The sequence below is a fragment of the Bradyrhizobium sp. A11 genome (assembly GCF_042077125.1).
In the GTDB taxonomy this organism is placed as follows: Bacteria; Pseudomonadota; Alphaproteobacteria; order Rhizobiales; family Xanthobacteraceae; genus Bradyrhizobium; species Bradyrhizobium japonicum_B.
Map to the genome: position 1 here is coordinate 1718116 of NZ_CP149509.1, position 23373 is coordinate 1741488.

Annotated in this window: 16 protein-coding genes and 1 pseudogene; 11 read left to right on the forward strand and 6 right to left on the reverse strand. The window is 65.0% G+C overall.

Annotation, left to right across the window (positions count from 1 at the left end):
- Positions 1 to 153: 153 nt before the first annotated feature.
- The 5 genes from pks2 to WI560_RS08025 all read left to right on the forward strand — a co-directional run bounded on the left by pks2 (position 154) and on the right by WI560_RS08025 (position 12335).
- The gene (gene pks2, locus WI560_RS08005; RefSeq protein ID WP_375307557.1) at positions 154 to 6606 is read left to right on the forward strand and encodes a sulfolipid-1 biosynthesis phthioceranic/hydroxyphthioceranic acid synthase; all 6453 of its coding nucleotides are present in this window, start codon (positions 154 to 156) and stop codon (positions 6604 to 6606) included.
- The gene (locus WI560_RS08010; protein ID WP_375307558.1) at positions 6599 to 8020 is read left to right on the forward strand and encodes a condensation domain-containing protein; all 1422 of its coding nucleotides are present in this window, start codon (positions 6599 to 6601) and stop codon (positions 8018 to 8020) included. The genes pks2 and WI560_RS08010 overlap by 8 nt, the downstream gene beginning before the upstream one ends.
- Before the next feature lie 38 nt (positions 8021 to 8058).
- A complete protein-coding gene (locus tag WI560_RS08015; RefSeq protein ID WP_375307559.1) occupies positions 8059 to 9402 on the forward strand; it encodes a hypothetical protein in 1344 nt (447 codons plus the stop codon).
- Positions 9395 to 10780, forward strand: coding sequence for a hypothetical protein (locus WI560_RS08020; protein ID WP_375307560.1), 1386 nt, complete (start codon positions 9395 to 9397; stop codon positions 10778 to 10780). The genes WI560_RS08015 and WI560_RS08020 overlap by 8 nt, the downstream gene beginning before the upstream one ends.
- A gap of 382 nt (positions 10781 to 11162) precedes the next feature.
- A complete protein-coding gene (locus WI560_RS08025; RefSeq protein WP_375307561.1) occupies positions 11163 to 12335 on the forward strand; it encodes a hypothetical protein in 1173 nt (390 codons plus the stop codon).
- On the opposite strand, the gene WI560_RS08030 is transcribed toward WI560_RS08025, so the two are convergent.
- Genes WI560_RS08030 through WI560_RS08045 form a run of 4 tightly spaced genes read right to left on the reverse strand, consistent with a single transcriptional unit; the run spans position 12321 to position 16635 of the window.
- A complete protein-coding gene (locus tag WI560_RS08030; protein WP_375307562.1) occupies positions 12321 to 13487 on the reverse strand; it encodes an ABC transporter permease in 1167 nt (388 codons plus the stop codon). The two genes, WI560_RS08025 and WI560_RS08030, sit on opposite strands and share 15 nt — an antisense overlap.
- A gap of 2 nt (positions 13488 to 13489) precedes the next feature.
- Positions 13490 to 14650, reverse strand: a complete 1161-nt coding sequence (locus WI560_RS08035) for an ABC transporter permease (protein WP_257193414.1) — start codon at positions 14648 to 14650, stop codon at positions 13490 to 13492.
- Positions 14651 to 14659: 9 nt separating this feature from the next.
- A complete protein-coding gene (locus WI560_RS08040) occupies positions 14660 to 15391 on the reverse strand; it encodes an ABC transporter ATP-binding protein (RefSeq protein WP_080672153.1) in 732 nt (243 codons plus the stop codon).
- Entirely contained in the window at positions 15388 to 16635 is a 1248-nt protein-coding gene (locus WI560_RS08045) for an efflux RND transporter periplasmic adaptor subunit (RefSeq protein WP_375307563.1), read from the reverse strand. Before WI560_RS08045 ends, WI560_RS08040 begins: the two co-directional genes overlap by 4 nt.
- A gap of 167 nt (positions 16636 to 16802) precedes the next feature.
- Here WI560_RS08045 and WI560_RS08050 point away from each other — a divergent pair, with 167 nt between their 5' ends.
- The 4 genes from WI560_RS08050 to WI560_RS08065 all read left to right on the forward strand — a co-directional run bounded on the left by WI560_RS08050 (position 16803) and on the right by WI560_RS08065 (position 20651).
- Positions 16803 to 17099: a glycosyltransferase gene (locus WI560_RS08050; RefSeq protein WP_375307564.1), complete on the forward strand. Its 297-nt coding sequence runs from the start codon at positions 16803 to 16805 to the stop codon at positions 17097 to 17099.
- A 118-nt stretch (positions 17100 to 17217) separates the two neighbouring features.
- Positions 17218 to 18735 carry a 5-carboxymethyl-2-hydroxymuconate semialdehyde dehydrogenase gene (gene hpaE / locus WI560_RS08055; RefSeq protein WP_375307565.1) on the forward strand — a complete coding sequence of 506 codons (1518 nt, stop codon included), beginning with the start codon at positions 17218 to 17220 and terminating at the stop codon, positions 18733 to 18735.
- A 30-nt stretch (positions 18736 to 18765) separates the two neighbouring features.
- On the forward strand, positions 18766 to 19746 hold the full coding sequence (gene hpaD, locus WI560_RS08060; protein WP_375307566.1) for a 3,4-dihydroxyphenylacetate 2,3-dioxygenase: 981 nt from the start codon (positions 18766 to 18768) through the stop codon (positions 19744 to 19746).
- A 35-nt stretch (positions 19747 to 19781) separates the two neighbouring features.
- Positions 19782 to 20651, forward strand: coding sequence for a fumarylacetoacetate hydrolase family protein (locus WI560_RS08065; protein WP_375307567.1), 870 nt, complete (start codon positions 19782 to 19784; stop codon positions 20649 to 20651).
- Between the two features lie 7 nt (positions 20652 to 20658).
- On the opposite strand, the gene WI560_RS08070 is transcribed toward WI560_RS08065, so the two are convergent.
- Complete coding sequence (locus WI560_RS08070) at positions 20659 to 20829, reverse strand: hypothetical protein (RefSeq protein WP_375307568.1); 171 nt, start codon at positions 20827 to 20829, stop codon at positions 20659 to 20661.
- Positions 20830 to 21050: 221 nt separating this feature from the next.
- Positions 21051 to 22153 (reverse strand): annotated as a pseudogene (gene hppD, locus WI560_RS08075) (4-hydroxyphenylpyruvate dioxygenase).
- A 138-nt stretch (positions 22154 to 22291) separates the two neighbouring features.
- On the opposite strand from hppD, the gene WI560_RS08080 reads away from it, so the two are divergent.
- On the forward strand, positions 22292 to 22834 hold the full coding sequence (locus WI560_RS08080) for an Lrp/AsnC family transcriptional regulator (protein ID WP_375308793.1): 543 nt from the start codon (positions 22292 to 22294) through the stop codon (positions 22832 to 22834).
- Between the two features lie 223 nt (positions 22835 to 23057).
- Positions 23058 to 23372, forward strand: coding sequence for a co-chaperone GroES (groES, locus tag WI560_RS08085; RefSeq protein ID WP_257177200.1), 315 nt, complete (start codon positions 23058 to 23060; stop codon positions 23370 to 23372).
- The last annotated feature ends 1 nt before the right edge of the window (position 23373 follow it).

Here is a 23373-nt window from a genome sequence, read left to right on the forward strand (position 1 = left end):
AGAATTCACGCTGGCTGAATTGCAGCAAAGGTTGGACTAGCTTGCCGAGGGCGCGGTTCTCCAGCTTGGCTGTCGCGACTATGAACGGCGATTCGGCCTGAATGACGTTGCTCTCGGTCGATTGCGCAATTTTTCGAAGATCCGGTTTGCCTGTTGGTCCAGCATATTGACCCGGCCGTCGAGGCTATCAACGGTGTAAGACGACGTGCCCAGAATCCCCGTCAGTGCCGCCGACGGCAGTCTGCGGGCTGGACGATCGATCGACGGATCAATAACGTAATCCGGCATGTATTGATTTGGATCGATAAAGCTTACAAAAACAAGGTCTTGATTGTGACTGCGATTGCTGTCGTCGGCATTGGCTGCAGACTTCCGGGACATATCAACTCCCCGGACGCTTTGTGGGGGGCGCTCCTGGCCGGAGCCGACCTCGTTGGGGAGATTCCGCCGCAGCGCTGGAATGCCGACGATGACTACGAGCCCGTCGCAGGCATGGCGGGCCGCTCGGTTTCGCGCTGGGGCGCGTTCCTCGACGACCCGTCGGGCTTCGATCATCGCTTTTTCGGCATCGGCGAACCCGAGGCCCTCGCCATGGACCCGCAGCACCGGCTGTTGCTCGAGGTCACCTGGGAGGCCGCCGAACATTCCGGCCGCGATCCGCGCCGCCTGTTCGGGACCGATGCCGGTGTGTTCTTCGGCCTCTCGCATCAGGACTACATGCAGGTCACGCGTGACGCAGGTGCAATGGGCCTCGCCTACGCTTTCACGGGAACGCCATTCAGCATGGCGTCGGGACGGGTCGCCCATGCGATGGGGCTCACGGGTCCTGCCATCAGCATGGACACCGCCTGCTCGTCCAGTCTCGTCGCCGTGCACGCGGCGCGGCGCAGCCTGCTCGCGCGCGAGTGCAACGTCGCGTTTGCCGGCGGGGCCATGTTGATGTTCTCGCCCACGACATTCGCCTCGGCGTCGGGTCTCGGCATGCTGTCGCCGACTGGGCGTTGTCATGCCTTTGACGCGCGCGCCGACGGCTTCGTTCGCGCCGAAGGCTGTGGGGTGGTGATGCTCAAGCGACTGAGCGACGCCCTGCGCGATGGCGATCGCGTGCTCGCAGTCATCCGCGGCAGCGCCGTCAACCAGGACGGACGCACGCACAACATATTGGCGCCTTCCCGCGCGGCCCAGATCGCGGTGATCGATCGCGCGCTTGCCGAGGCGCAGATTGATCCCTCATCCATCGGCATGATCGAGGCGCACGGCACCGGCACGCCGATGGGCGATACCGAGGAGTATCAAAGTCTCTCATCGCGCTATGGACGACAGTCGCCCTGCGCCCTAGGCTCGCTCAAGAGCAACCTTGGCCACGCGGAATCGGCGGCGGGCGTCCTGGGTCTGATCAAAGCGACGCTCGCGCTTTCGCATGGCGTCGTACCGCGATCCCTTCACTTCCATCAGCTGCCTGCGCATCTCCGGCCAATTGAGACGCGGCTCTTCGTCCCGACGGACACCGCGCCCTGGCCCTCGACCGGCGCTGACGGACTCCGCCGCGCGGCCGTATCGTCCTACGGAATGTCCGGCACGAATGCCCACGTCGTGCTCGAGCAGGCGCCTCACGCGCCTGCTTTGTCTTTTTTGCCGGAAGGCGCCGTAACACACGAGCCGTGGTTGTTTCCGATGTCTTCGACCTCGCCGGAGGCGCTTCGCGTTTCGGCCGGGCGGCTTGCCGCTTGGCTGGATGCGAGTGGCGGCCGTCATCGCCCCAGTGACGTCGCGCGGACTCTCGCGTGCAGGCGCGGGCACCGGCCGGTCCGGCACGCGCTCATTGCGACAACGCTCGCCGATCTGACAGCGCAATTGCGCGGGCTCGCGGTCGATCAGTCCATCGATGCAGATTGGCCCGACCATGATGGAAGCGGTCCCGTCTTCGTGTTCTCCGGACAGGGCTCGCAGTGGGACTCGATGGGCGCGGCGCTGATCGACATCGACCCGGTCTTCGCCGGAATGGTTGGCGCCATTGAACCTCTGATTCAGACCCTCTGCGGCTTCTCGGTGACCGATGCCCTGCGTCGACCCGCGCAACTCGACGGCATCGAACGGATCCAGCCCGCCATTTTCACCATCCAGGTCGCGTTGGCGGCGTCCCTGAAGGCCAAGGGCGTGGTGCCGTCGGCGGTGATTGGCCATTCGATGGGCGAAGCGTCGGCGGCAGTCGTGGCCGGCGCACTCTCGCTCGAAGATGGCGTGCGGGTGATCTGTCATCGCGCCATGCTGTGCCAAACGCTCGCTGGATCGGGTGCCATGGCCGTCGTCGGGATGACGCCGGCGGCGGTTCGCGAAGACCTTGCGCGCCGGCGGATCGACGACGTCGAGATCGCCGTGCTGGCTGCGCCGGCCTCGACGGTGGTGGGGGGCGCTGCCGCGGCCGTGCAGCGTCTCGTCGCCGCCTGGCAGGCTGAGGGCCGGTACGCCCGCGAGGTCGCGGTCGATGTGGCCTCGCACACGTCGCAAGTGGAGCCGATCCTCGCGCAGCTGTCGGAGCGCCTTGCGGGGGTGACGGCGCACAATCCGCACACGCCGATGTACAGCACCGTGCTGCTTGATCCGCGCGAGACCCCCGTTTGCGATGGCGCTTACTGGATCGACAATCTTCGGCAAGCGGTCCGCTTCCGTCCGGCCGTGCAGGCGGCGCTCGAAGACGGACACCGCGTATTCGTCGAGCTCTCGCCACATCCCATCGTGTCCCACGCGGTGTTGGAGAATGCTTCCGCAACGGACTTCGCCGTCCGCGCGCTTCCGTCGATGACCCGCGGCGAGCCCATGCACAACGGGCTTCTGGACCTGGTCGGCGCCATCTATGTCGCCGGGGCGGAGATCGATTTCAATGTCCTTTATCCCGATGGCCAGCTGCTTGACGTCCCGTTGCCAGCCTGGACGCACTATCCCCTTTTCCTTGCGCCGGCGACGCCGGCTGCAGGTCCGCATCACCTGCCGTCAACGCATCCGCTGTTGAACGTCCACCGCGTCCTGCACGAAGAGCCGGAGCGCCACGTCTGGGCTTGCGAGGTTGGTCTCGATGCCCATCCCTGGCTTGCGGATCACCGGGTGAATGGAACGCCGCTCTTCCCTGGCGCTGCCTTCTGTGAAATGGCGCTCGCCGCCGCGCGCACGGTCTTTGGCACGTCGCTCGTCAAAGTGCAGACCATCACATTCGACCACGCGTTGCGGTTGGAGCCATCCATGCCGATCGTCTGCACGGCAGTGCCGGACCGGCCGGGTGAGCTGAATTTCAGGCTCGAGAGCCAGGCGGAGAGCGAAGCGCGGGTCCATGCGAGCGGCCGGCTTTGTGGCGCTGCCTCTGCAAAGCCGCCGGCCGTGCACAACGTAGCCGCGCTGCGCGTCGCTCACGCGACGCCCGTCGCCGTGGACGAGGTGTGGCGGTGGTTCGACTCGCAGGGCATCCAGTACGGCCCGTCATTTCGCGCACTGGCCCCGGACTTGGCGTTGTCCGCCGACGGCGCGTCGCTCTTTGCGGATCTTCGACTCCCGACCTCGTTCCGAAGGAGCGCACGGGGCTACACGGTGCATCCCGTGCTGCTTGATGCGTGCTTCCAGACCGTCGGGGCATTCGCCCGGGTGGTTTCGGAGACAAACGGGCGCCTGCTGCTGCCGCTCTCGGTGCGAAGCCTCCGGCTCCACCGCACGGACGCCGACGCCGCCCATTGCATGACCCGCCTGGTCGCGGTCGACGCCCTGCACGTCGAGGTGGACATCGATCTGCTCGACGTCTCCGGTCGCGTGCTGCTCAGTGTCGAGGGATTGGCAATGGGGAGCGGCGCGGCGGAACAGCATGCCGACGCCGTCGCTTGCAACTCGCGCCTGCTCGACATCACCTGGCAGTCATGGGACATCCCTCGCGCCACGGTCAGGCTGGAGGATGGGGCCTGGTTGCTGCTGGACGCCGATGATGCGGGACACCGCTTGATGCTGGACTTGGAACGAGGCCTGCGCGCGCAAGGGTTCAAGTCTGGCATCCTCAGCGGCGGCGGAGCGGGAAAGGGGGGCGCATGGCGTGCGCAGATTGAAGACGCTCTGCATCAGCATCGCCCTGGAGCTGTGGTGGTGGTCTTGCCACGCGGCAATGAGCCGGCGAGTCCCGACGTGTCCCGGGCGAACATAAGCAGCCTGATCCACCTGGCCGACGCCTTGCGGCAATGCGAGCGGCGGCCCCGCCTCTTCGTCGTCACATGTATGGCGCAACGCGTCCTGCCGGACGATACCGTTCAGCTCGCGCATGCCGGTGTGCGTGGCTGGCTGCGAGCAATCGGTGCCGAGCTTCCCGTCCTCCATCCCACCCAGATCGACGTGAACCCGCAGGCGGACGTGTCATTGCTTCGCGCTCAGCTGCTGAGCGGCTCGGACGAAGACGAAACGGCGCTGCGCGGAGGAAGCGCGTATGTCGCACGACTGCAGCGAAGCCCGCTCAGTCACGCCGATCGCCGCATCGTGGACCGCGACGCGGCCCGCGATGGTCTTCGCCTCGAGATCCGCGTGCCCGGTGACCTTGAGAGCCTGGAGATGGCCGCCTTCGAGAGGCGTGCGCCGGGCGACGGCGAGGTGGAGGTCGTCGTCCATGCCACGAGCGTCAACTTCGCGGATGTGCTCGTCGCCCTTGGCCGCTATCCCTCACTTGATGGCCGTGCGCAGGGGCTTGGCCTGGACTTCGCCGGCATCGTCACTGCGGTCGGGCCTGGCGTTTCGGCCTTTCGCGTTGGCGACCGCGTGGCCGGGCTCTGCGGCGGGGGCGCCTGGGGCACATATTTGACTTGCGATGCACGCCTGCTGGTCGCAATACCCCGCACGCTCACGGATGCCGAAGCGGCCGCCGTTCTCACGACAACGGCCACGGCCATGTATGGCCTCGAGGATCTGGCCCGGATCGGGCCTGGCGACAAGGTGCTCATTCATTCGGCAACCGGCGGCGTCGGCCAGGCGGCTGTGGCCATGGCCCGCGCGGCTGGCGCAGAGATATTTGCAACAGCGGGCTCCGAGGCGCGGCGAGAGCTGCTGCGCGCCGACGGCATCCGCCACGTGTACGATTCTCGAACCGCGGCATTTGCCGAGCAGATCCGGCAGGACACCGTAGGGTACGGCGTGGACGTCGTTCTCAACTCGCTCACGGGCGCGGCCCAGCGCGCCGGCCTGGGGCTCCTCGCGGCGGGCGGGCGGTTCGTCGAGATCGGGAAGAAGGACATCTATGGGGGCACGTGGCTGGAACTGTCGCCGTTCAAGCGTAACCTCTCGTTCTTTGCCGTCGATCTTGCGCAGATGTGTATCACTGCTCCGGCCCGCGTGCAGGCACTGCTCTCGCGAGTCATGCGCCTGGTCGGGGAGGGGAGGCTGCCCCTGCCGGACATCGCGACCTATCCTCTCGCCGACGCGGCTGACGCCATTCGCATTGTTGGCGGCGCCGGTCACACCGGAAAGCTCGCGCTCACCGTTCCAACGGCCGGCCGTTTCCGCGTGCCGGCGGCGCCGGAGCGGTTCACACCGTTCAGCCCCGATGGTGCATACATCGTCACTGGCGGCCTTGGCGGGCTCGGCCTGTTCCTCGCTGATGCGATGTCCGCAGCCGGAGCCGGTCGCATCATCCTCAACGCGCGCGCCAAGCCCACCGACACAGCGACCAGCGTGCTGAGCGCGATGAAAGCACGGGGCACCGAAGTTGAGGTGATAAGTGCCGATATCGCGGAGCCATCGACCGCACGGCGCATTGTCGGAGCAGCCACGGCGACTGGCCTGCCGCTGCGAGGTGTCCTGCACGCTGCCGCCGTCGTCGAGGACGGCATCCTCCCTTCCGTGACAGACGAGAAGCTGCGTCGAAACTGGGCGCCCAAGGTCGAAGGCGCCTGGCACTTGCATGCGGCGACGCTTAAGCAGCAACTTGACTGGTTTTGCTGTTTCTCCTCGGTTGCGGCGCTGTTCGGTTCGCCTGGTCAGTCTGCATACGCCGCCGCCAACGGGTGGCTCGACACATTCACGCAGTGGCGGCGCGCCCAGGGGCTGCCGTCCTCGGCGATCGCCTGGGCGGCGTGGGCGGATATCGGCGCCGGTGCGCATCTTTCGGCCCGCGGCGATGCGCGTATGATCGAGCCGCGCGACGGTGCTTACGCATTCGAGACGCTGCTGCGGCACGACCGCGGGTACGCCGCATACGCCCATCTCGACGGCGCCCCATGGCTGACGTCGCTCGCCGCGCGTAGCCCGTTCGCGGCGGCGATGTCGCACGCCGCAGAGGCAAAGGCCGAACCGGCGCGCCGCCTGCGCATCGAGTTGAGACGTGCGACGCCCGACGAGCGGCCGGCCCTGCTGAGGCGTCTGATCATCGAGCATCTCGGTGTCATCTTGCGCCGCACGGTAAATCCGGACCGCTCGTTTTTCGATTACGGCCTCGACTCGCTCGGGACGCTCCAGCTGCTGATTGCGCTCGAGGCCGACACCGGCATCCGGCTTCGTTCCGTGAACGTGACGACCGTGCGTGCTCTCGCCGACACGCTGAGTGGCGCCATGCAGGAGTTGCAGCCAGCCGGAGCAGATGCCCGTGACTGATCTTCGTCCGCTGCACGATTGGTCAGGACCTCCGGCGGTGCTGACGCTCTGGCGTCCGTCTGCTGCGTCGATGGAGAGTGCGAAGCGCGCGCCGGTGTCCCCCGTATTGCCGAGCTACGAACAAGAGCAGCATCTATACGCCTTCCGCGCCTGTGAGCTGCGGCACGAGGCGATGGCGCGGCTGCTCGTCGTCGTTTGGGACGAGCCCGGGCAATGTGACCTCAGAGCCATGACGCATGTGGTGACTGCACATGTGCGCAGGCACGACACCTATCACAGCTGGTTCGAAGAGCTTGGCGGAGCAATCGTACGGCACGTACTCCCGGACCCCGGGGCCATCCAGATGGAGCCTTGGACGCTGGGGGAGGCATGCGCGGAGGATTGGCAGAAACATGTCATGGCAACTCCAGCACCGTTTGCATGGGATTGCTTCCGATTTGGCATTCTCCAGCGCGCGGGCGGGTTCACTTGCTTCGCAAGCATCGACCATCTGCACGCCGATGCGACCATCATAGCGTTCCTGATGACGGAGATCCGCTCAGCGTATCGCGCTTTGCTCGACGGCGAGAGGCCGCTTCAGCCGGGACCGCCGGGAAGCTATCTGGATTATTGCAGCAGTCAGCGCCAGCGGGCGGCCGCGACGAATCTGGCGGATCCCGAGGTGAGCCGATGGATCGCGTTCCTGCACCGCAACGGCGGGCGGATGCCCTCTTTCGCGCTGCCGCTCGGTGTGCTGGAGGATCGCTATCACGCGGAGTACGTGCATGTGGACATCCTCGAAGAGGCCGTCATGGACGCATTCGAGTCCGCGTGCCATGCTGCCGGCGCGCGGGTGATCGGCGGTCTGTTGGCGTGCGCAGCGCTGACCGAACGGGAATTGGCCGGTCGCTCCCGCTACAGTGTCGTCACGCCGACGACGACGCGAAGATCGCCAAAGGCTTTCAGGACCAGCGGCTGGTGCGTGGGAGTGGTGCCAATCGACTTCGACGTGCAGCAACGAAGGTTTCCTGAACTTGCCTTCGCGGCCCAGCGCAACTTCGACGACCGGATGAGCTTGGCCGAGCTGCCCATCGAGCTCGTGCTGGAGTTGGCGGCGGGATTGCCGACGGTCGGGTCCGCTGCCTCAGGTGGCGTCATGCTGTCCTATATGGATGTGAACGTTCCTCCGCTCAGCGCGCAAATCGCCCGCGAATGGCATCAGGCGAATGGGAGGGTCTATATCAACCAGGGCATTGCCGCGCAGGTTGCGATCTGGTTGTTCCGTACGCAACGCGGGCTCTCGCTCACGGCGGCCTATCCGGCCAACGAGGCGGCTCGCGCATCGATGCACCGCTATGTCAAGGCGTTTGCGGGCGCATGCCGCCGGGCCGCCGACGCATTGCTGCCGACGTACTCCGATGTCGGTCGTGAATGATGACGCGGGCGATGGCGCACCCGGCGAACGTGTCGAGCATGTCGCCGGCATTCCTGTCCTTCGCAGATCAGGCGATCTATCTCGCGCATGTCTCGCTTGGGCAGCATGCGGTGATCCAGGTGCTGTGGCGCTACCTGCGGCCTGTAGACATGGACGCCTTGACGAGGTTTCGTGACAATCTCGCGCATGGTCATCTGGCGCGGCTGATCCGGCCTGCGCTGCTTCCGTTCGGACGGCACCAATGGGTCAGCGCGCCGCCGCCGCCGGCTGCCATAGCTGCCGCGGTGGGGCCGCTTGCCCCCGAGGCGATGCAGGCGTGGGCCGACGCCCAGGTGGAGCTTGCATTGGATCCCGTGCACGGACCAGCATGGAGCTTGACCTCCCAGGGCTTCACCGACGGCTCCACGGTAGTCTCGCTTGTCGTGTCGCATTGCATCGCAGACGGGCTGACGATCGCAATGGCCGTGAGCGATGCGGTGCGCGGAGAGCGGCGTGTACCAATCTATCCGGGAGTTCGGACGGCGCGGCGCGCTGCGACGGCGCTGGGTGCCGAGCTCCAGCGCATTGTGCGTGACGCGCCGGCGACATTTCGAGCGCTCGGCCAGCTGGCCCGTACGGCATCCACCTCGCTCGGCAGGTCCAACACACCCGCCGCATCGCCGGTGGTGGCAACCGAGGATAACCGGACAATCGTGTATCCGTCGGCCTTCCTGCGCGTGCCCACGTCGGTCTGGGACGCCAGAGCACGGAGCCGCGGTGCGAGCCGCCTCACGCTCCTGACTGCGATCACTGCGCGCTTCGCCGAGTTGCTCGGTCGCGTCCGCGATGATGATGTGACCCTGTTGATTCCCGTGAACCAGCGCAAAGGTCTGTCGCACACCGGCGGGAACGACGTCGCCCTCGCCACATTGAAGGTGCGTGTCGACGAACCGCGCGGGCGCCTGCATGCGTTGCAGCGGCGTCTGCGGGCCACGCTGCTGCGGACGAGACAGGAGCCCAATCGACTTGCCGCGCTGCTGCCGTTGGTGCCCTTTGTGCCGCGACGCTCATTTGCGGCTGCCAGCCATCTGGCGCTTGGCGCGCTCGCCGACCTGCCGGTCACCTGTTCGAACCTGGGCGACTTGCCCAAGGACGTGCTCCTGATCGATGGCAACGCGGCCGATCGGATCTGCTTTCGCGGCATCGACCGCCCGGTCGCGCGCCGCGCGATCGAGGCGCGTCAAGGCGTGGCAACGCTCTTCGCGGGCGTCATATCTGGATATATCGCCCTGAGCTTCGTTGCCTATCAGCCCGGCGTGGTCACGGAGCCTCGGCATCTTCGTGCGCTCGTGGAAGGTCTCTTGGCCGATTACGAACTCGTTGGCGAGTTTTTTGATGCTTGAGACGAGCACGGCCGGGATCCCTGCACACACGCGGCACCGCCTCGCCTGGCTGGACCAACTTGCCTACGAACTGTTCCGGGGCACCGGCCGGAGCCAGTTGATGCAATGCCTCTGGCTCTATGATCGTGACGTGAACCACGCCGCGCTGGTGCAGACATATGAACGGCTCACGGCATTGTCCTTCAACCGGCTCATTGAGCCGTCACCTCTACCCTGGGGCAGGCCACGGTGGGTGAAACCGGCAGCAGGGTCCGTTCCGTTCGAGCAGAGCTCGGACCCGCTGCCACGATCGCAGCTGCTGCAGTGGGCCAATCAGCACGCGCGCGCCCCGATCCATCCTGTCATCGGTCCCGCCGGGCGAATGGCCATCCAGCCATTCGACGATGGCAGCACGGCTGTGAGTATCGTCGGATCGCATCTGCTGCTCGATGGGATGGGAGCCTTGCGCGTCATCGCGTCTGCCGTGAACGGCACAGGCGTCCCGAATCCCTACTCGCCCAAAGGCGCCCGCGGGCGGCTGTCCGGGTGCCTGTCAGACGCCTGGCAGGTTCTCGCCGACGCTCCGCAGACGGTTGCCGCCCTCGCTCGGATCGCACACACGAACCGGCACAGGCTCGCCGCTCCCGCAAAGCGCCCGGCCCTTGCCGCCGTCGAGGCGGGTCACGACCCCTCAGCGATCGTGGAGCTTCCAGCTGTTGCGGTGACTGTTGATTCGCGGGCCTGGCTGGCGTGCGAGCAGCGGCTTGGTGGTGGCATGAGCACGCTGCTGCCGGGCTTCGTGGCGTCCTTGGCATCGAGCCTGGGCCGCCGCCGTTTCTCGGATGGCGCTGTCAGCCTGCTTGTCCCGAGAAGCCGAAGGCGGGGGCTGGCCGATGAACGAGCGCTGGCGATCGAATTCCACATGATGAACGTCGCGCCTGAAGGGCTGACCAAAAATCTGGAGCCCGTGAATGCCGCGAGGGCTCTGCTGCGTGGCGCGCGGAAAAGTCAGACGGATGTGCTGACTTCGTTGCTTCCGGCCATCGCCTGGATGCCCCGCACTGCGGCAAAGACGCTTGTGAACGGGTTGTTTGACTATTCTGATGAGCTGCCGGTGAGTTGTTCCGACCTTGGAATGCTGCCGGAAGGGCTCGCGCGCATCGACGGCGAGCCGTGCCGGCACTTGCTGACACGAGCCGTCGATGTCAACGTCACACGCGAGGACCTGCAGCGTTCCCATGGACATCTCGTCGTCGTGGCCTCCCGCTACGACAAGGAAGTGTCTCTGTGCATCGAGGCCTGCCAGTTGCGGCCCGCGCCGACCACGGTCGACGAACTTCGCCAGTTGGTCTCTCGAACGCTCACCGATTTTGGGCTTGAGGCGGTCATAGACGCTTGATCCCGGCGGCGTGGCCGAGGCCGTTTATTGCATTGTATTCCGAATCAATGGGAGATGAACCCTTGATGGATAGTAGTCGCTTCGGGCAGCAAGCAGACAGGGGATCTGAGGCTTGAGTTCTTCGTCTGCCGACAGACAGCTCGGACGGCGCGGCGGGACCAGCGACTCAGATGCTGGGGCGGATGATGTCCTGTGCTATATGGACCAGGGCTCGTTCGTCGCATTACGTGCGCTCGGACGCGGGCCTGTCGTGCAAGTCACCTGGTTATATCCTCGCGCTATCGATGAGGCCGCTGTGAGAGAGTTCGGCGAGCGCCTCTCAGGAGGATTGCTGGGACGCCTCCTGCAACGTTCACCGCTGCCATGGGGACGGCACCGTTGGGTGGCCAACCCTGTACCGGGCCCGGTGACGTGGTTCCGCGACCCGCTGCCCCGCGAGCGTCTGCCCGAGCTGCGACGTCTGCTGCTTGATCTGCCCGTGGATCCCGAGCGCGGACCTGGCTGGCGCCTGGCAGTCCAGGCGCTGGAGGGCGGTGGCTGCGCGCTGACGATGCTGGTGTCGCACACGATCGCCGACATGCGTGCCGTAAGTCTGGCCATCGCCGACGCGGTGGCCGGTCGACCTCTCGACCACGGGTTTCCGGCCCCGTCATGGCGCTGGTCTCCGGTGATGCTGGCGCGCGACAGCGTCGAGAGCCTGCGTGCCCTGCCTGACGTCTGCTGCGCTCTGGCGGCTCTCGTGCGGCGGTCGAAGGAGAGAGCGGGCTTGCCCGCTTCGAGCCCCCACGTGCGAAGCCGCCTGGACCGCTTCGAGCCGGCCGTGGACGCGCCGCTCGTGCCGGTGGTCATGGACGCGGGATCGTGCCAGCTGCGCGCGTCCGATCTCGGCGTTGCAAGCAGCACGCTGATCATGGCATTCGCGGCACGGCTCGCTTTCCGGATCGGCCGCGTGGACGCCTCGGGCCAAGTCAAGCTGGTGCTGCCGGTCAGCGACCGCCGTGCCGGCGACCGGCGCGGCAACGCGCTGCGGTCGATCACGGTAATGGCGGACCCCGATGCCTGCCGCAACGATCCGCACGCCCTGCAGCGCGATTTCAAGGCTGCGCTGGCCTCGCTGAATCAGCATGGCGATGATCTGTCGCCGCTGTTTCCCCTGATTCCTTATGTGCCGCTGTGGCTGGTGCGGCGCCTGGAGCAAGAGGCGCTCGGGGCTGGCCTGCCGGTCGGGTGTAGCCTGGTCGGAGAATTGCCGCTGGACGTGAACCGTCCCTGTGGCGAAGCCTTGCTCCTGCAGGCTACGCCTCTGGAGCGCTATACGGCCTCGGACCTCGCGCGGCTCGGTGGCTTCCTCTTCATCGCGTGCTATCGTGTCAACGAGCAGCTGTTGTGTAACGTGTCCGGCTACGTGCCGAACCACGTCACGTCCTACGTCGAGCTGATGCCATTCGTGCGCGAGGCGCTTGCGGACATGGGTCTGTGCGGGACGATCGGCTGGCGATTGCCGATTGACGAAGCGGACGGCGCAACGCCTGCCGAGCGCTCAAGCCACGCGTAGCGCGTCGACGATCTTCATGCGGGCAGCCCGCACGGCCGGCAGGAAACCTCCGAGGAAGCCCATCACGAGGGCGAAGACCAGTGACCGCAGGACGATGCCGGGCGTTAGCACAAACCGAAACGCAAGCTCGGAGAGCGACGTCCAGTTCAGTGTCGTGATCTTCACCTGCGTCATCAGTGACGCCAACAAGATTCCAACGACCCATCCGATCAGCGAAAGCAGCAGCGCCTCGACGAGGAATGCAACCAGGATCCGCGAGCGCCGAAATCCGAGCGCGCGCAGCACTCCGACCTCCATCATGCGGCTGGCCACGGCCGCGTACATTGTAATCGTCGCGCCAATGACCGCGCCGAGCGAGAACATCCCCGAGAGCGTGAGCCCGAGCATCTGAATGAACCCTGAGAGCAGGCGTGACTGCTCCTCATAGAAGATGCGCTCGCGCTTGGCCTCGATGGTGAGGCGGGGATCAGCTTCAAGGCGCGCCTTGAGAGTGTCGAAGCCGGAGCGATCGGCGAGCCGCACCGTGATCGACGAGAAAAAGTCGCGCCGGAACGATTGCATGAGCTGCTCGCTGTCGCCCCAGATCTCGGAATCGAACCCGCTGCCGCCCGCGTCGAACCGTCCCACGATCCTCCACTCCCGCTGGGCAAACCGGAGGCTCGATCCGATCTCCATGTCTTCGAAGCGCCCCGCGAGGGCGCGGCCAATGACGATCTCGTTCGATCCCGGGCGAAACATGCGCCCCTCGGCGATCTGCACGTGCGGACGCACGGCGAGGGCGGCCGGACCGACGCCCCGGATCAACAGGTTGCTCGCCTGCCTGGTCTTGCGCCTTGGCTGCGCGATCAAAACCGCCACTTCCTTCGATACAAGCGGCGCTGCTTCGGCCCCGATGACGATTTCGGGCTGGCTTTCGATGATCCTGGCCTGCCGGCGATCGATCAAACTCTGGATTTCGACTTCCGCAGAGCGGCGCACGAAGATGACGTTCGTGTCTTCGCCGGTCGCGACCAGCGTCTGCTTCAGTCCGGAGTCGAGCATGAGCACGGCAGCGTAGACGAAGACCACGAGGGCCATGCCGGTTGCGGTAAGCAAATTGGTGAGCTTGCGCTCCTGCAGGTTTCGCAAGCTGTAGGAGAGCAGCAGCGGCATGATCAGCCCAACGCCCGAAGGCCGTCGACGATGCGGACACGGGCTGCCCTGCGCATCGGCAATAGTGCGGCGAGAATCCCGACCACCAACGCTGCAAGTGCCTGCAGTATGACGGTGTTGACGCTTACGAACAGGGTCGGGAACAGCGTGGCGGAGAGCTCGGCAAGGCGGGCGGCGACCGGGGGCGTAAGGGCGATGCCGATCGCGCCGCCGATCAACGCTATCAGGACGGATTCCCCGAGGATCAATCGCGCCACGTAGCCGGGACTGAAGCCGATGGCTTTCAGCGTGGCGTACTCGCGGAGTCGCTCGCGGGCCGTCATCGCCATGGTGTTGGCCATCACGGCCAGGATGATGAAGATCACCACGAAGGAGACGACACGAATGGAAATGAGGATCGCCTCGGTCTGCTTCACGAAGCCGATCTGGAAAGCGCGCTCCGTCTCGGTGAGCGTCTCGGCCAGCGAGTTTCGAAACACTTCGTCGATGGCTTGGCTGACGTCTGCGACGCTGTCCAGGCTAACGACGTCCACCGCGAACACGCCCACCTGGTCGGCTTGTGCCTTCGAGCGCACACGCAGTGTCTCGTTCAGGTAGTCCCAGCGGAAGAACAGTTGCGAGGTGTCGGTTTTGGGATCCCGGCCGTCGAAGACGCCGCAGATCACAAACTCCCAATTGCCGGGGAAGATGGTTCCGCGCAGCTGGATCACGTCGCCCGGCTTGAAGCCGTAGCGTTTGGCGAGCTTGCGCCCGACAATCGCGCCGCGGCGCTCGCTCAGGAAGGCGCGCCGCACCTGGTCCGGCACCAGGAGCTCGGGGAACATGTCGAGATAGCTCGCGGCGTCGATCGCAAACTGGGGAAAGAAGTTTTTCGAATCCTTGTAGACGCCGCCGAACCAGCTCAAGTGGGTGACGCGCCGCACGCCTTCGACGGCGCTGATGCGCTTCTGATAGGATTTCGGCAGCGGAAGCGTAAAGGAGACGGCATTGCGAGTCAGCAGCCGCGAAGGAACGGCGCCATCCACCCCCGCATACCACGTCTTGACGACGGTCTGGAGCACGCCAAAGGCGAGGATCGCGACGATGAGACCGACGAGCGTCAGGGAGGTGCGGAGCCGGTGGCGCAAGACGTTGCGCGCTACGAGCGTGAGCCACTGGCTCATGGTCGGCACTCACTCAAGGCGCTGCTCCACGAGATAGGAGAGATCGCCCTTCTCCAGATTCATGATGCGTTTCGCATGCGCGGCGGCGCGATGATCATGCGTGACCATCACGATCGTCTTGCCCATGTCGCGGTTGAGCCGCTGCATGATCTCGAGCACCTCCTTCGCCGACTGCCGGTCGAGGTCTCCCGTCGGCTCGTCGGCCACCAGCACCGTCGGGTCGGTGACGATCGCCCGCGCGATCGCGACGCGCTGCTGCTGTCCGCCGGAGAGCTCGGAGGGCAAATGTTTGACGCGATCGCTGAGGCCGACCAGGCTGAGCGCGAGCTGCGCGCGGTCCCGGCGGTCGCGCCGCCCCAGGCTGGTGAGCGTGAGAGGCAGCTCGACGTTCTCGAGCGCCGTGAGCACGGGCATCAGATTATAGAACTGGAAGATGAAGCCTACGTTCGCCGCGCGCCAGTCGGCGAGTTCGGCTTCCGGAAGGAGCGTGATGTCCTCGCCGCCCACCTTGATCGAGCCCTGGTCCGGACTGTCGATGCCGGCGATCAGGTTGAGCATCGTCGACTTGCCCGACCCCGACGGACCCATCAGGGCGAGGAACTCCTTGCGGCGGATGTCGAAGGTGAGTCTGGATAGCACTGGGACGATCTGCGCGCCGCGACGGTAGCTCTTGCTGACGTCGCTCAGCGCGATCAGCACGTCCTCCCCGGTCGGCCGGTCGGAGATGCGAAGCACGGTCACTTCGTGGCCTGCTTCACGGCGCGCCCGTCGACGAGATCTTCCAGCGGCCGGACCACGACGCGCGTGCCGGCCTTGAGGTCGCGGACCTCGATCTGGTCGCCTATCTTCGCGCCAAGATCGACGGTCCGCAGACGAGCCTTGCCATCCTCGACGACATAGAGATGCTGGCGCCCATCGACCTCGAAGACGGCGGCCGCCGGCACGGCAAGCACGGGCTTGCGCTCTTTCTCCGATACCTCTCGCTCGAGGAAAGCCGCCTTTGCGCTCATGTCCGGAAGCATCCTCGGGTCGCGCTGCACGAACCGGATCTTCACGAGGGTCGATGCCTTGGCGCGATCCACGGTCGGCACCATCCGGCTGACCACGCCCTCGAAACGCTCGCCGGGGATCGCGTCCAGCTGGATCTCGACCGGTTGCCCCGCGTGGATGCTCAGGTACGACGACTCCGCCACGTCGGCTTCCACTTCCAGCGAGTCCATGTCCGCAATGGTGACGACTGCGCCTTTGGTGTCGACCGCCTGCGAGAACGGTGTGATGGTGTCGCCGACGTTGGCGTGGCGCGTGAGGACGACGCCGTCGAAGGGCGCCCGGATCTGGGTCTGCCCGACGGCAACTTCGGAGGCGCGCAGATTGGCCTGCGCCGCGGCGATGGCGGCGCCGTATCCGCTAAACGCGGCGCGCGCCTTGGCGAGGCGTGCCTCGGCGGTTTCGCGCGTCGACTCGCTGATGATATTCTTCTCGCCGAGGGCCTCGGAGCGCTTGAAGGCGATTTCCGCCTGCGTAAGCTCCGCCCGCCCTTGGGCCAGGTTGGCTTCCGCAACCTGCACGTTGGCGGCTGCCTGGTCGCGCACCGCCACCGTGTCGCTGCTCTCGAGCCGGGCGATCACCTCGCCCTCGCGCACCTTGCTGCCTTCGAGCACACCGAGCCACTCGAGACGGCCTGTCGCCTTCGAGGCGACGGATGCCTTGCGTTGCGCAACGACGTAGCCGGTCGCGTTCAGCAGTGTCAGCGCCTGTGACGGATAGACGGAGTAGACCACCGCCGTCTCGACGACGACCTGCGCATGGCTGCGCCACAGCCACGTCGCGCCACCGATGCCGACGAGCACGGCGAGGAGAAGGACGCGACCCAGGATTTGGCGCAACCGTCGGCGACGGCGCGAGCCGGCGCTACGATCGATTGCAAGCGCGGAAAGATCGGGGGCGTCGGGTGCGCCGTCGCTGAGGGCCTGGGGCAACGTCATGGCTTGATCATGGATTTCCGAGCAAAACAGCGCAGACTTTGAAGAAAATATCGTACGTAGAAAGCCGTAAGCCATGCGCTTGACCAGTGTCAATTAGCATGAAGGGCCGCGCTTGACATCCATGATTTCGTATTCTCCAAATCTTCCCACGGCTTGAAACATGATCGATGGAATCCGCACCGACGCGAACGCCATCACGCGGCACCGTCGAAAACCGGGGCGGGACCATCAGGTTTGCCATCGCAGTCCACGGGACACGAGGAGACATCGAGCCTGCGGCTGCGGTTGCATGTGAGCTGCAGCGCCGCGGTCACGACGTCAGGATGGCCGTGCCTCCCGATCTCGTCGGGCTCGCCGAGTCGGCCGGCCTTTGTTCGATGAGTTCTTGCGGTCCCGATTCCCGGCGCCAGCTCGGGGCGGAGGTTTTCCGCCGCAAACCCCTTGACAGCGGCCAGAATACTTAACATGTTAAATATATGATGGCCGGCAAGGCGACGTAGTGCGTCGGAACGCGCATTGCTTTCTGCCGTCGCCAAACAAAGAGCTGCCGGTCGCAACGGCTCGAACGAGGGAGGACCCGTGATGTCCAAGCTTGCGGAAAACATCGCCAGGGCGGAACGCTACCTTGCCCGGTTCGCGCAGCATGGGGTACTCAACCGCATCGGCGGCGAGGACGTGCCGGCTGCGGACGGCGCGACATTCGAAACGATCTCTCCCGTCGATCTGAAGCCGCTCGCCAAGGTGGCGCACGGCAAGGCCGCGGACATCGACCGCGCCGCGAAGGCCGCGCACGCGGCCTTTGCGCAATGGGCCGAGACCTCCGGTGAGGCGCGGAAAGCGCTCTTGCACAAAGTTGCCGATGCCATCGTCGCCCGCGCCGAAGAAATCGCCTTCGTCGAATGCATGGATACCGGGCAGTCCCTCAAGTTCATGGCCAAGGCGGCGCTGAGGGGTGCCGAGAATTTCCGCTTCTATGCCGACCGCGCGCCCGAGGCGCGCGACGGCAAGTCGCTTCGGACCGACGGCCAGGTGAACATGACCACCCGCGTGCCGATCGGTCCGGTGGGCGTCATCACGCCGTGGAATACGCCATTCATGCTGTCGACGTGGAAGATCGCGCCGGCGCTCGCGGCCGGCTGCACCATCGTACACAAGCCGGCCGAATTCTCGCCCCTGACCGCGCGCCTGCTGATCGAGATCGCGGAAGAGGCCGGTCTGCCCAAGGGCGTCTGGAATCTCGTCAACGGTCTTGGCGAGGACGCCGGCAAGGCGCTGACCGAGCATCCGCTGGTCAAGGCGATTGGATTCGTCGGGGAAAGCCGCACCGGCTCGATGATCATGAAGCAGGGCGCCGATACCTTGAAGCGTGTTCATTTCGAACTGGGCGGCAAGAACCCGGTGATCGTGTTCGCCGATGCCGACCTCGATCGCGCCGCGGATGCGGCGGTGTTCATGATCTACTCGCTCAATGGCGAGCGCTGCACCTCTTCCTCGCGTCTTCTCGTCGAGGCGAGCATCTATGACAAATTCACCGCGATGGTCGCGGAGAAGGCCGGCCGTATCAAGGTGGGACATCCGCTCGATCCCGAGACCGTCATCGGTCCGTTGATTCATCCGGTTCATGAGAAGAAGGTCCTCGACTACGTCGAGATCGGCAGGGCGGAGGGCGCGACGATTGCCACCGGCGGCCGCAAGGTTGATGGTCCCGGCGGCGGCTGCTACGTCGCCCCGACGCTCTTTACCGGCGCCAACAACCGAATGCGCATCGCACAGGAGGAAATCTTCGGGCCGGTGCTGACGGCGATTCCGTTCAAGGACGAGGCGGAGGCTCTCGCGCTCGCCAACGACGTCCAGTACGGCCTCACCGGCTATCTCTGGACGGCCGACGTCACGCGCGCCTTCCGCTTCACCGACCGGCTGCAAGCCGGAATGATCTGGGTCAATTCGGAGAACGTTCGCCACCTGCCGACGCCCTTTGGCGGGGTGAAGAGCTCCGGCATCGGCCGCGACGGCGGCGATTGGTCGTTCGATTTCTATATGGAGACGAAGAACGTCGCGTTCGCCACCACCGCGCATAAGATCCAAAAACTGGGCGGTTAAGCGGTCCGCAGCAGACCTAAGGAGGATATCATGGCATTGCCTACGCCCAACCTTTATCCGCCGTTCAACATCGTACGTCTCAGTCATGTCGAGTTTGGCGTGAGCGACCTTGCCAAGTCCCGCGCGTTTTATGTCGACACGCTCGGTCTGCAGGTGACGGACGAAAGCTCCGATGCGATCTATCTTCGGGCGATGGAAGAGCGCGGCCACCATTGCATCGTGCTGAGGAAGTCCGACAAGATCGAGGCCCGCGATCTCGGCTTCAAGCTGTTCGGCGAAGAGGACCTCGACAAGGCAGTCCACTTCTTCAAGAGCAGGGGTTTGCCGGTCGAATGGGTGGAGCGTCCCTATCAGTCGCGCACGTTCCGCACCCGCGATCCGCACGGCATTCCGCTCGAGTTCTATTCGAAGATGGACCGGTTGCCGCCGATTCACCAGAAGTACGCTCTGTACAAGGGCGTGAAGCCGCTCCGCATCGACCACTTCAATTGCTTTTCGCCGAACGTCGATGAATCCGTCGCGTTCTACAACGAGATCGGTTTCCGCGTGACGGAGTACACGGCGGATGAGGAGACCGGGCGGCTATGGGCGGCCTGGACCCACCGCAAGGGCGGCGTTCACGACCTGGCGTTCACCAATGGCCGCGGCCCGCGCCTGCACCACACGGCGTTCTGGGTGCCGACCCCGCTCAACATCATCGATCTTCTCGACCTCATGGCGACCACCGGATGGGTCTCCAACATCGAACGCGGTCCGGGCCGCCACGGCATCTCGAATGCCTTCTTCCTCTACATCCTCGATCCGGATGGCCACCGCATCGAAATCTATTGCTCGGATTACCAGACCGTCGATCCCGATCTCGAGCCGATCAAATGGGACCTGAAGGACCCGCAGCGTCAGACGCTGTGGGGGGCGCCCGCGCCGAAATCCTGGTTCGAACACGGCAGCCTCTTCGCCGGAATTGTCCCGCGCGACGCCGACCTCGCGGCCCAGCCGATCATCGCGCCCTGATCGGCTGGCAACACATTCAACAAGGAAGGCCGCGCATGTCTCGTCCAAGGTTCATCAGCTTCACCCGCAACGGTGCGCCCGGCTACGGCCTGCTCGTGGACCGTGGCGTGGTCGATCTGTCCGGACGTCACGGCAAGCGCTGGCCCAGCCTGCGTGAAGTGATCGAGGACGGTGTCCTGCTGTCTCTGGCCGAGGAGAGTGACGCGCGACCCGCGGATTTTCCGGTCGAAGACATCCGCTATGAGATCCCCGTGCCGGCACCGGAAAAGATCATCTGTGTCGGCGTCAACTTTCCCGACCGCAACGAGGAATACAAGGACGGGCAGGCGGCTCCCTCAAATCCCTCGCTCTTCATCCGCTTTCCGCGCTCGTTCACCGGCCATGAACAGCCTTTGCTGCGTCCCCCGGAGAGCCCGCAGCTCGACTACGAGGGCGAGATCGTCATCGTGATCGGCAAGGGCGGGCGCAGGATTGCGCAGGGCGAGGCGCTCGGGCACATCGCCGCGCTGTCGCTGTGCAACGAAGGCACGATCCGCGATTGGGTAAGGCACGCCAAGTTCAACGTGACACAGGGCAAGAACTTCGATCGGACCGGTTCGATCGGACCCTGGCTCATCCCCTATACCGATGAGAGCCAGCTTGCCGACGTCAAGCTCGAAACGCGGGTCAATGGCGACGTCCGCCAGCAGGACCGCACGAGCCGGATGATCTTCTCCTTCCGCAAGATCATCAACTACATCTCGACGTTCACGACCCTGGTTCCCGGCGATGTCATCGTGACGGGTACGCCGACGGGCGCGGGCGCGCGCTTCGACCCGCCGATCTGGCTCAAGCCCGGCGACGTCGTCGAGGTGGAGGCGGAGGGCATCGGCGTGCTCCGCAACACGGTCGCGGATGAGGCGTGATCCTTGATCACTTCGGCGAGGCGGCACGAACGCGAATGCGGCCCTCGTCGTCCACGGCGATCGGAATGGCGTCGAGCGTGCAGTTCAGGCCGAGTCCTTCGACGCCGAAGCCGTCCTGAACACGGAACCCGGCGCTTTGATTGGTGCACCGGAGAACCGTGCCATCCGCGCTCAGCAAATTGTCACCGCGATGATCCAGCGGCAGGTACTGGTGGGGACATGCATTGACGTAGGCTGCCAGAATGCCCGCCGATCTGACGATCAGGATCGGAAAATCAGCCGGGCCGGACCTGATCGATTTGAAGCTGCCTTCGCCGATGTCATTGGCGTCGCACAGGATGGTTCCCTCGGCCGGCGCGCCGCGATAGCTCCTCCATGCGTCTTGGATCGCGACCTCCCTCAGGATGCCTTGAGCACGCCGCGCTGAATCTGATCGGCCTCGATGCTCTCGAACAGGGCCTTGAAGTTGCCCTCGCCAAAACCGTCGTCTCCCTTCCGCTGGATGAACTCGAAGAAGATCGGACCGATCACGGTCTTGGAGAAGATCTGAAGCAGGATGCGCGTCAGCCCGCCATTGACGACGCCCTCGCCGTCGATCAGGATTCCGTGCTTGCGCATGCGATCGAGCGGTTCGGTGTGGCCCTTCACGCGGTCGAATGATTTGTCGTAGTAGATCGCGGGCGGACCCGGCATGAACTCGAGCCCGCGCGCGGCGATGGCGTCGGTCGCCGAATAGATGTCGTCGGTGCCGACGGCGATATGCTGGATGCCTTCGCCCTTGTATTGGCGGAGATATTCTTCGATCTGGCTCTTGTCGTCGGCGCTCTCGTTGATCGGGATTCGAATCTTGCCGCAGGGGGACGTCAGGGCGCGCGAGGTCAGGCCGGTCAGCTTGCCCGAAATGTCGAAGTAGCGGATCTCGCGGAATTGAACGTCTGGCTGTAGAACTTGTACCAGGTGTCCATGTTGCCGCGCATGACGTTGTGCGTGAGGTGATCGAGATAGTAGAACCCGACGCCTTTCGGGATCGGGTCGGCTTCACCGGTCCAGTCGTACTCGGCCGCATAGGGCGAGCCTTTCGCGCCATAGGTCTCGACCAGATACAGCAGGGATCCGCCGATGCCGACCACGGCCGGCACGTCGAGCGACTTGTCGCTGCCGGTGTATTCCGTTCCGCCGAGCTCGAGGACGCGCTTCAGGGCGTGCTTGGCATCGACGACGCGCCAGGCCATCGCCGGCGCGCAAGGTCCGTGTTCTCCGACGAAGCGCGCCGCGTGGGAGTTCGGCTCCCGGTTCAGGACGTAATTGATCTTGCCCTGGCGCCAAAGGGAGATGTCTTTGGTCTTGTGCCGCGCGACCTCAGTGTAGCCCATCTGCTCGAAGAGCTTGGCGAGCTGCTGCGGCTCCGGATGGGAGAACTCGACAAACTCGAAGCCATCGGTGCCGGCCGGATTGAGCGCCGAAATCGTGGCGGGCGGGGCATCGTGAGGGAAGGGGCCCAATGTCGCACTCCTGGAAAGCTGTCTGATCCGATGGAAATATACTGCCGGCGGCCTGCACGATCTCCGCAAAATCCGCTCGACAAAGCCGAACTATGCGTGAAACATGCGGATGGTCGCACTTTTGCGCAAGGATCACGCATGGATCAGTTCGACGTCAAATTATTGCAGGCGCTTCAGGCCAACGGACGTCTGTCGAATTTCGAACTGGCCGACGTCGTCGGTCTATCGGCATCGCAATGCTCGCGCCGTCGTGCGGCGCTCGAAGATGCCGGCGCCATTGCGAGCTACCACGCTCATCTCGACCGCGAAGTGCTCGGGCTCGGCATCGTCGTCTTCGTGCAGGTGACGCTTGCAACTCACTCGCCGGACAATTCGCGGCGCTTCCTCAAGCTGATCGAGAGCCTGGAGGAAGTGCAGGAGGCCTATGCGCTGACAGGCGAAGCCGATTACCTCATCAAGGTGACGATCACCGACTTGAAGGCACTCTCGCGGCTTCTCAACGAGGTGTTCCTGCCGCACGACAGCGTTGCGCATGTGCGCTCGTCCATCGTTCTCGATCGCTTGAAGCAAACCTCGCAATTGCCGCTTGGGCACCTTATCCCGGCCGAGGCGCGCGCTGCGGAGAGCTCCGCCTCCCGACGCAAAGGTTCATCACGGCTTCGCCGATCCAGAAAGAGTTGAGCTTGCAGGCGATCCACCCACGACGTGCCGACACGTCCTGCTGGCGGCCGAAGTGCCGTGCCGGCGGTCCTGGCAGCCCGCCCAGGCGCACGTCAGCCGGGGGCAAAAATTTTCGCCGGGCCCTCTTGAACGGAAATCGATCCCTCCCTAGGTCGTTTGCCGCCCGGGGGCCGGTTCCGGACCCGGATTTTGGACATCGCTGAACCTGTCAAGGAGGATGTGCATGCATTTCCGCCCGTTGCACGACCGTGTGCTCGTGCGCCGCATCGATGCCGAGGAGAAGACCGCCGGCGGCATCATCATTCCCGACACCGCCAAGGAGAAGCCGCAGCAGGGCGAGATCATCGCCGTGGGGCCGGGCGCGCGTAACGAGCAGGGCCAGCTCGTGCCGCTCGACGTCAAGGCCGGCGACCGGGTGCTGTTCGGAAAGTGGTCGGGCACCGAGGTCAAGATCGAGGGCGAGGAACTCTTGATCATGAAGGAAAGCGACCTTCTCGGCGTGGTCGAACAGGCCGGCGCGCTGAAGAAGGCGGCGTAAC

Excerpts from the sequence above, each read along its gene's own strand:
- WI560_RS08015 (WP_375307559.1), top strand. The coding sequence starts at position 8,059 with ATGTCGCCGGCATTCCTGTCCTTCGCAGATCAGGCGATCTATCTCGCG.
- WI560_RS08020 (WP_375307560.1), top strand. The coding sequence starts at position 9,395 with ATGCTTGAGACGAGCACGGCCGGGATCCCTGCACACACGCGGCACCGC.
- WI560_RS08030 (WP_375307562.1), bottom strand. The coding sequence starts at position 13,487 with ATGCCGCTGCTGCTCTCCTACAGCTTGCGAAACCTGCAGGAGCGCAAG.
- WI560_RS08035 (WP_257193414.1), bottom strand. The coding sequence starts at position 14,650 with ATGAGCCAGTGGCTCACGCTCGTAGCGCGCAACGTCTTGCGCCACCGG.
- WI560_RS08045 (WP_375307563.1), bottom strand. The coding sequence starts at position 16,635 with ATGACGTTGCCCCAGGCCCTCAGCGACGGCGCACCCGACGCCCCCGAT.
- WI560_RS08050 (WP_375307564.1), top strand. The coding sequence starts at position 16,803 with ATGGAATCCGCACCGACGCGAACGCCATCACGCGGCACCGTCGAAAAC.
- hpaE (WP_375307565.1), top strand. The coding sequence starts at position 17,218 with ATGTCCAAGCTTGCGGAAAACATCGCCAGGGCGGAACGCTACCTTGCC.
- hpaD (WP_375307566.1), top strand. The coding sequence starts at position 18,766 with ATGGCATTGCCTACGCCCAACCTTTATCCGCCGTTCAACATCGTACGT.
- WI560_RS08065 (WP_375307567.1), top strand. The coding sequence starts at position 19,782 with ATGTCTCGTCCAAGGTTCATCAGCTTCACCCGCAACGGTGCGCCCGGC.
- WI560_RS08080 (WP_375308793.1), top strand. The coding sequence starts at position 22,292 with ATGGATCAGTTCGACGTCAAATTATTGCAGGCGCTTCAGGCCAACGGA.
- groES (WP_257177200.1), top strand. The coding sequence starts at position 23,058 with ATGCATTTCCGCCCGTTGCACGACCGTGTGCTCGTGCGCCGCATCGAT.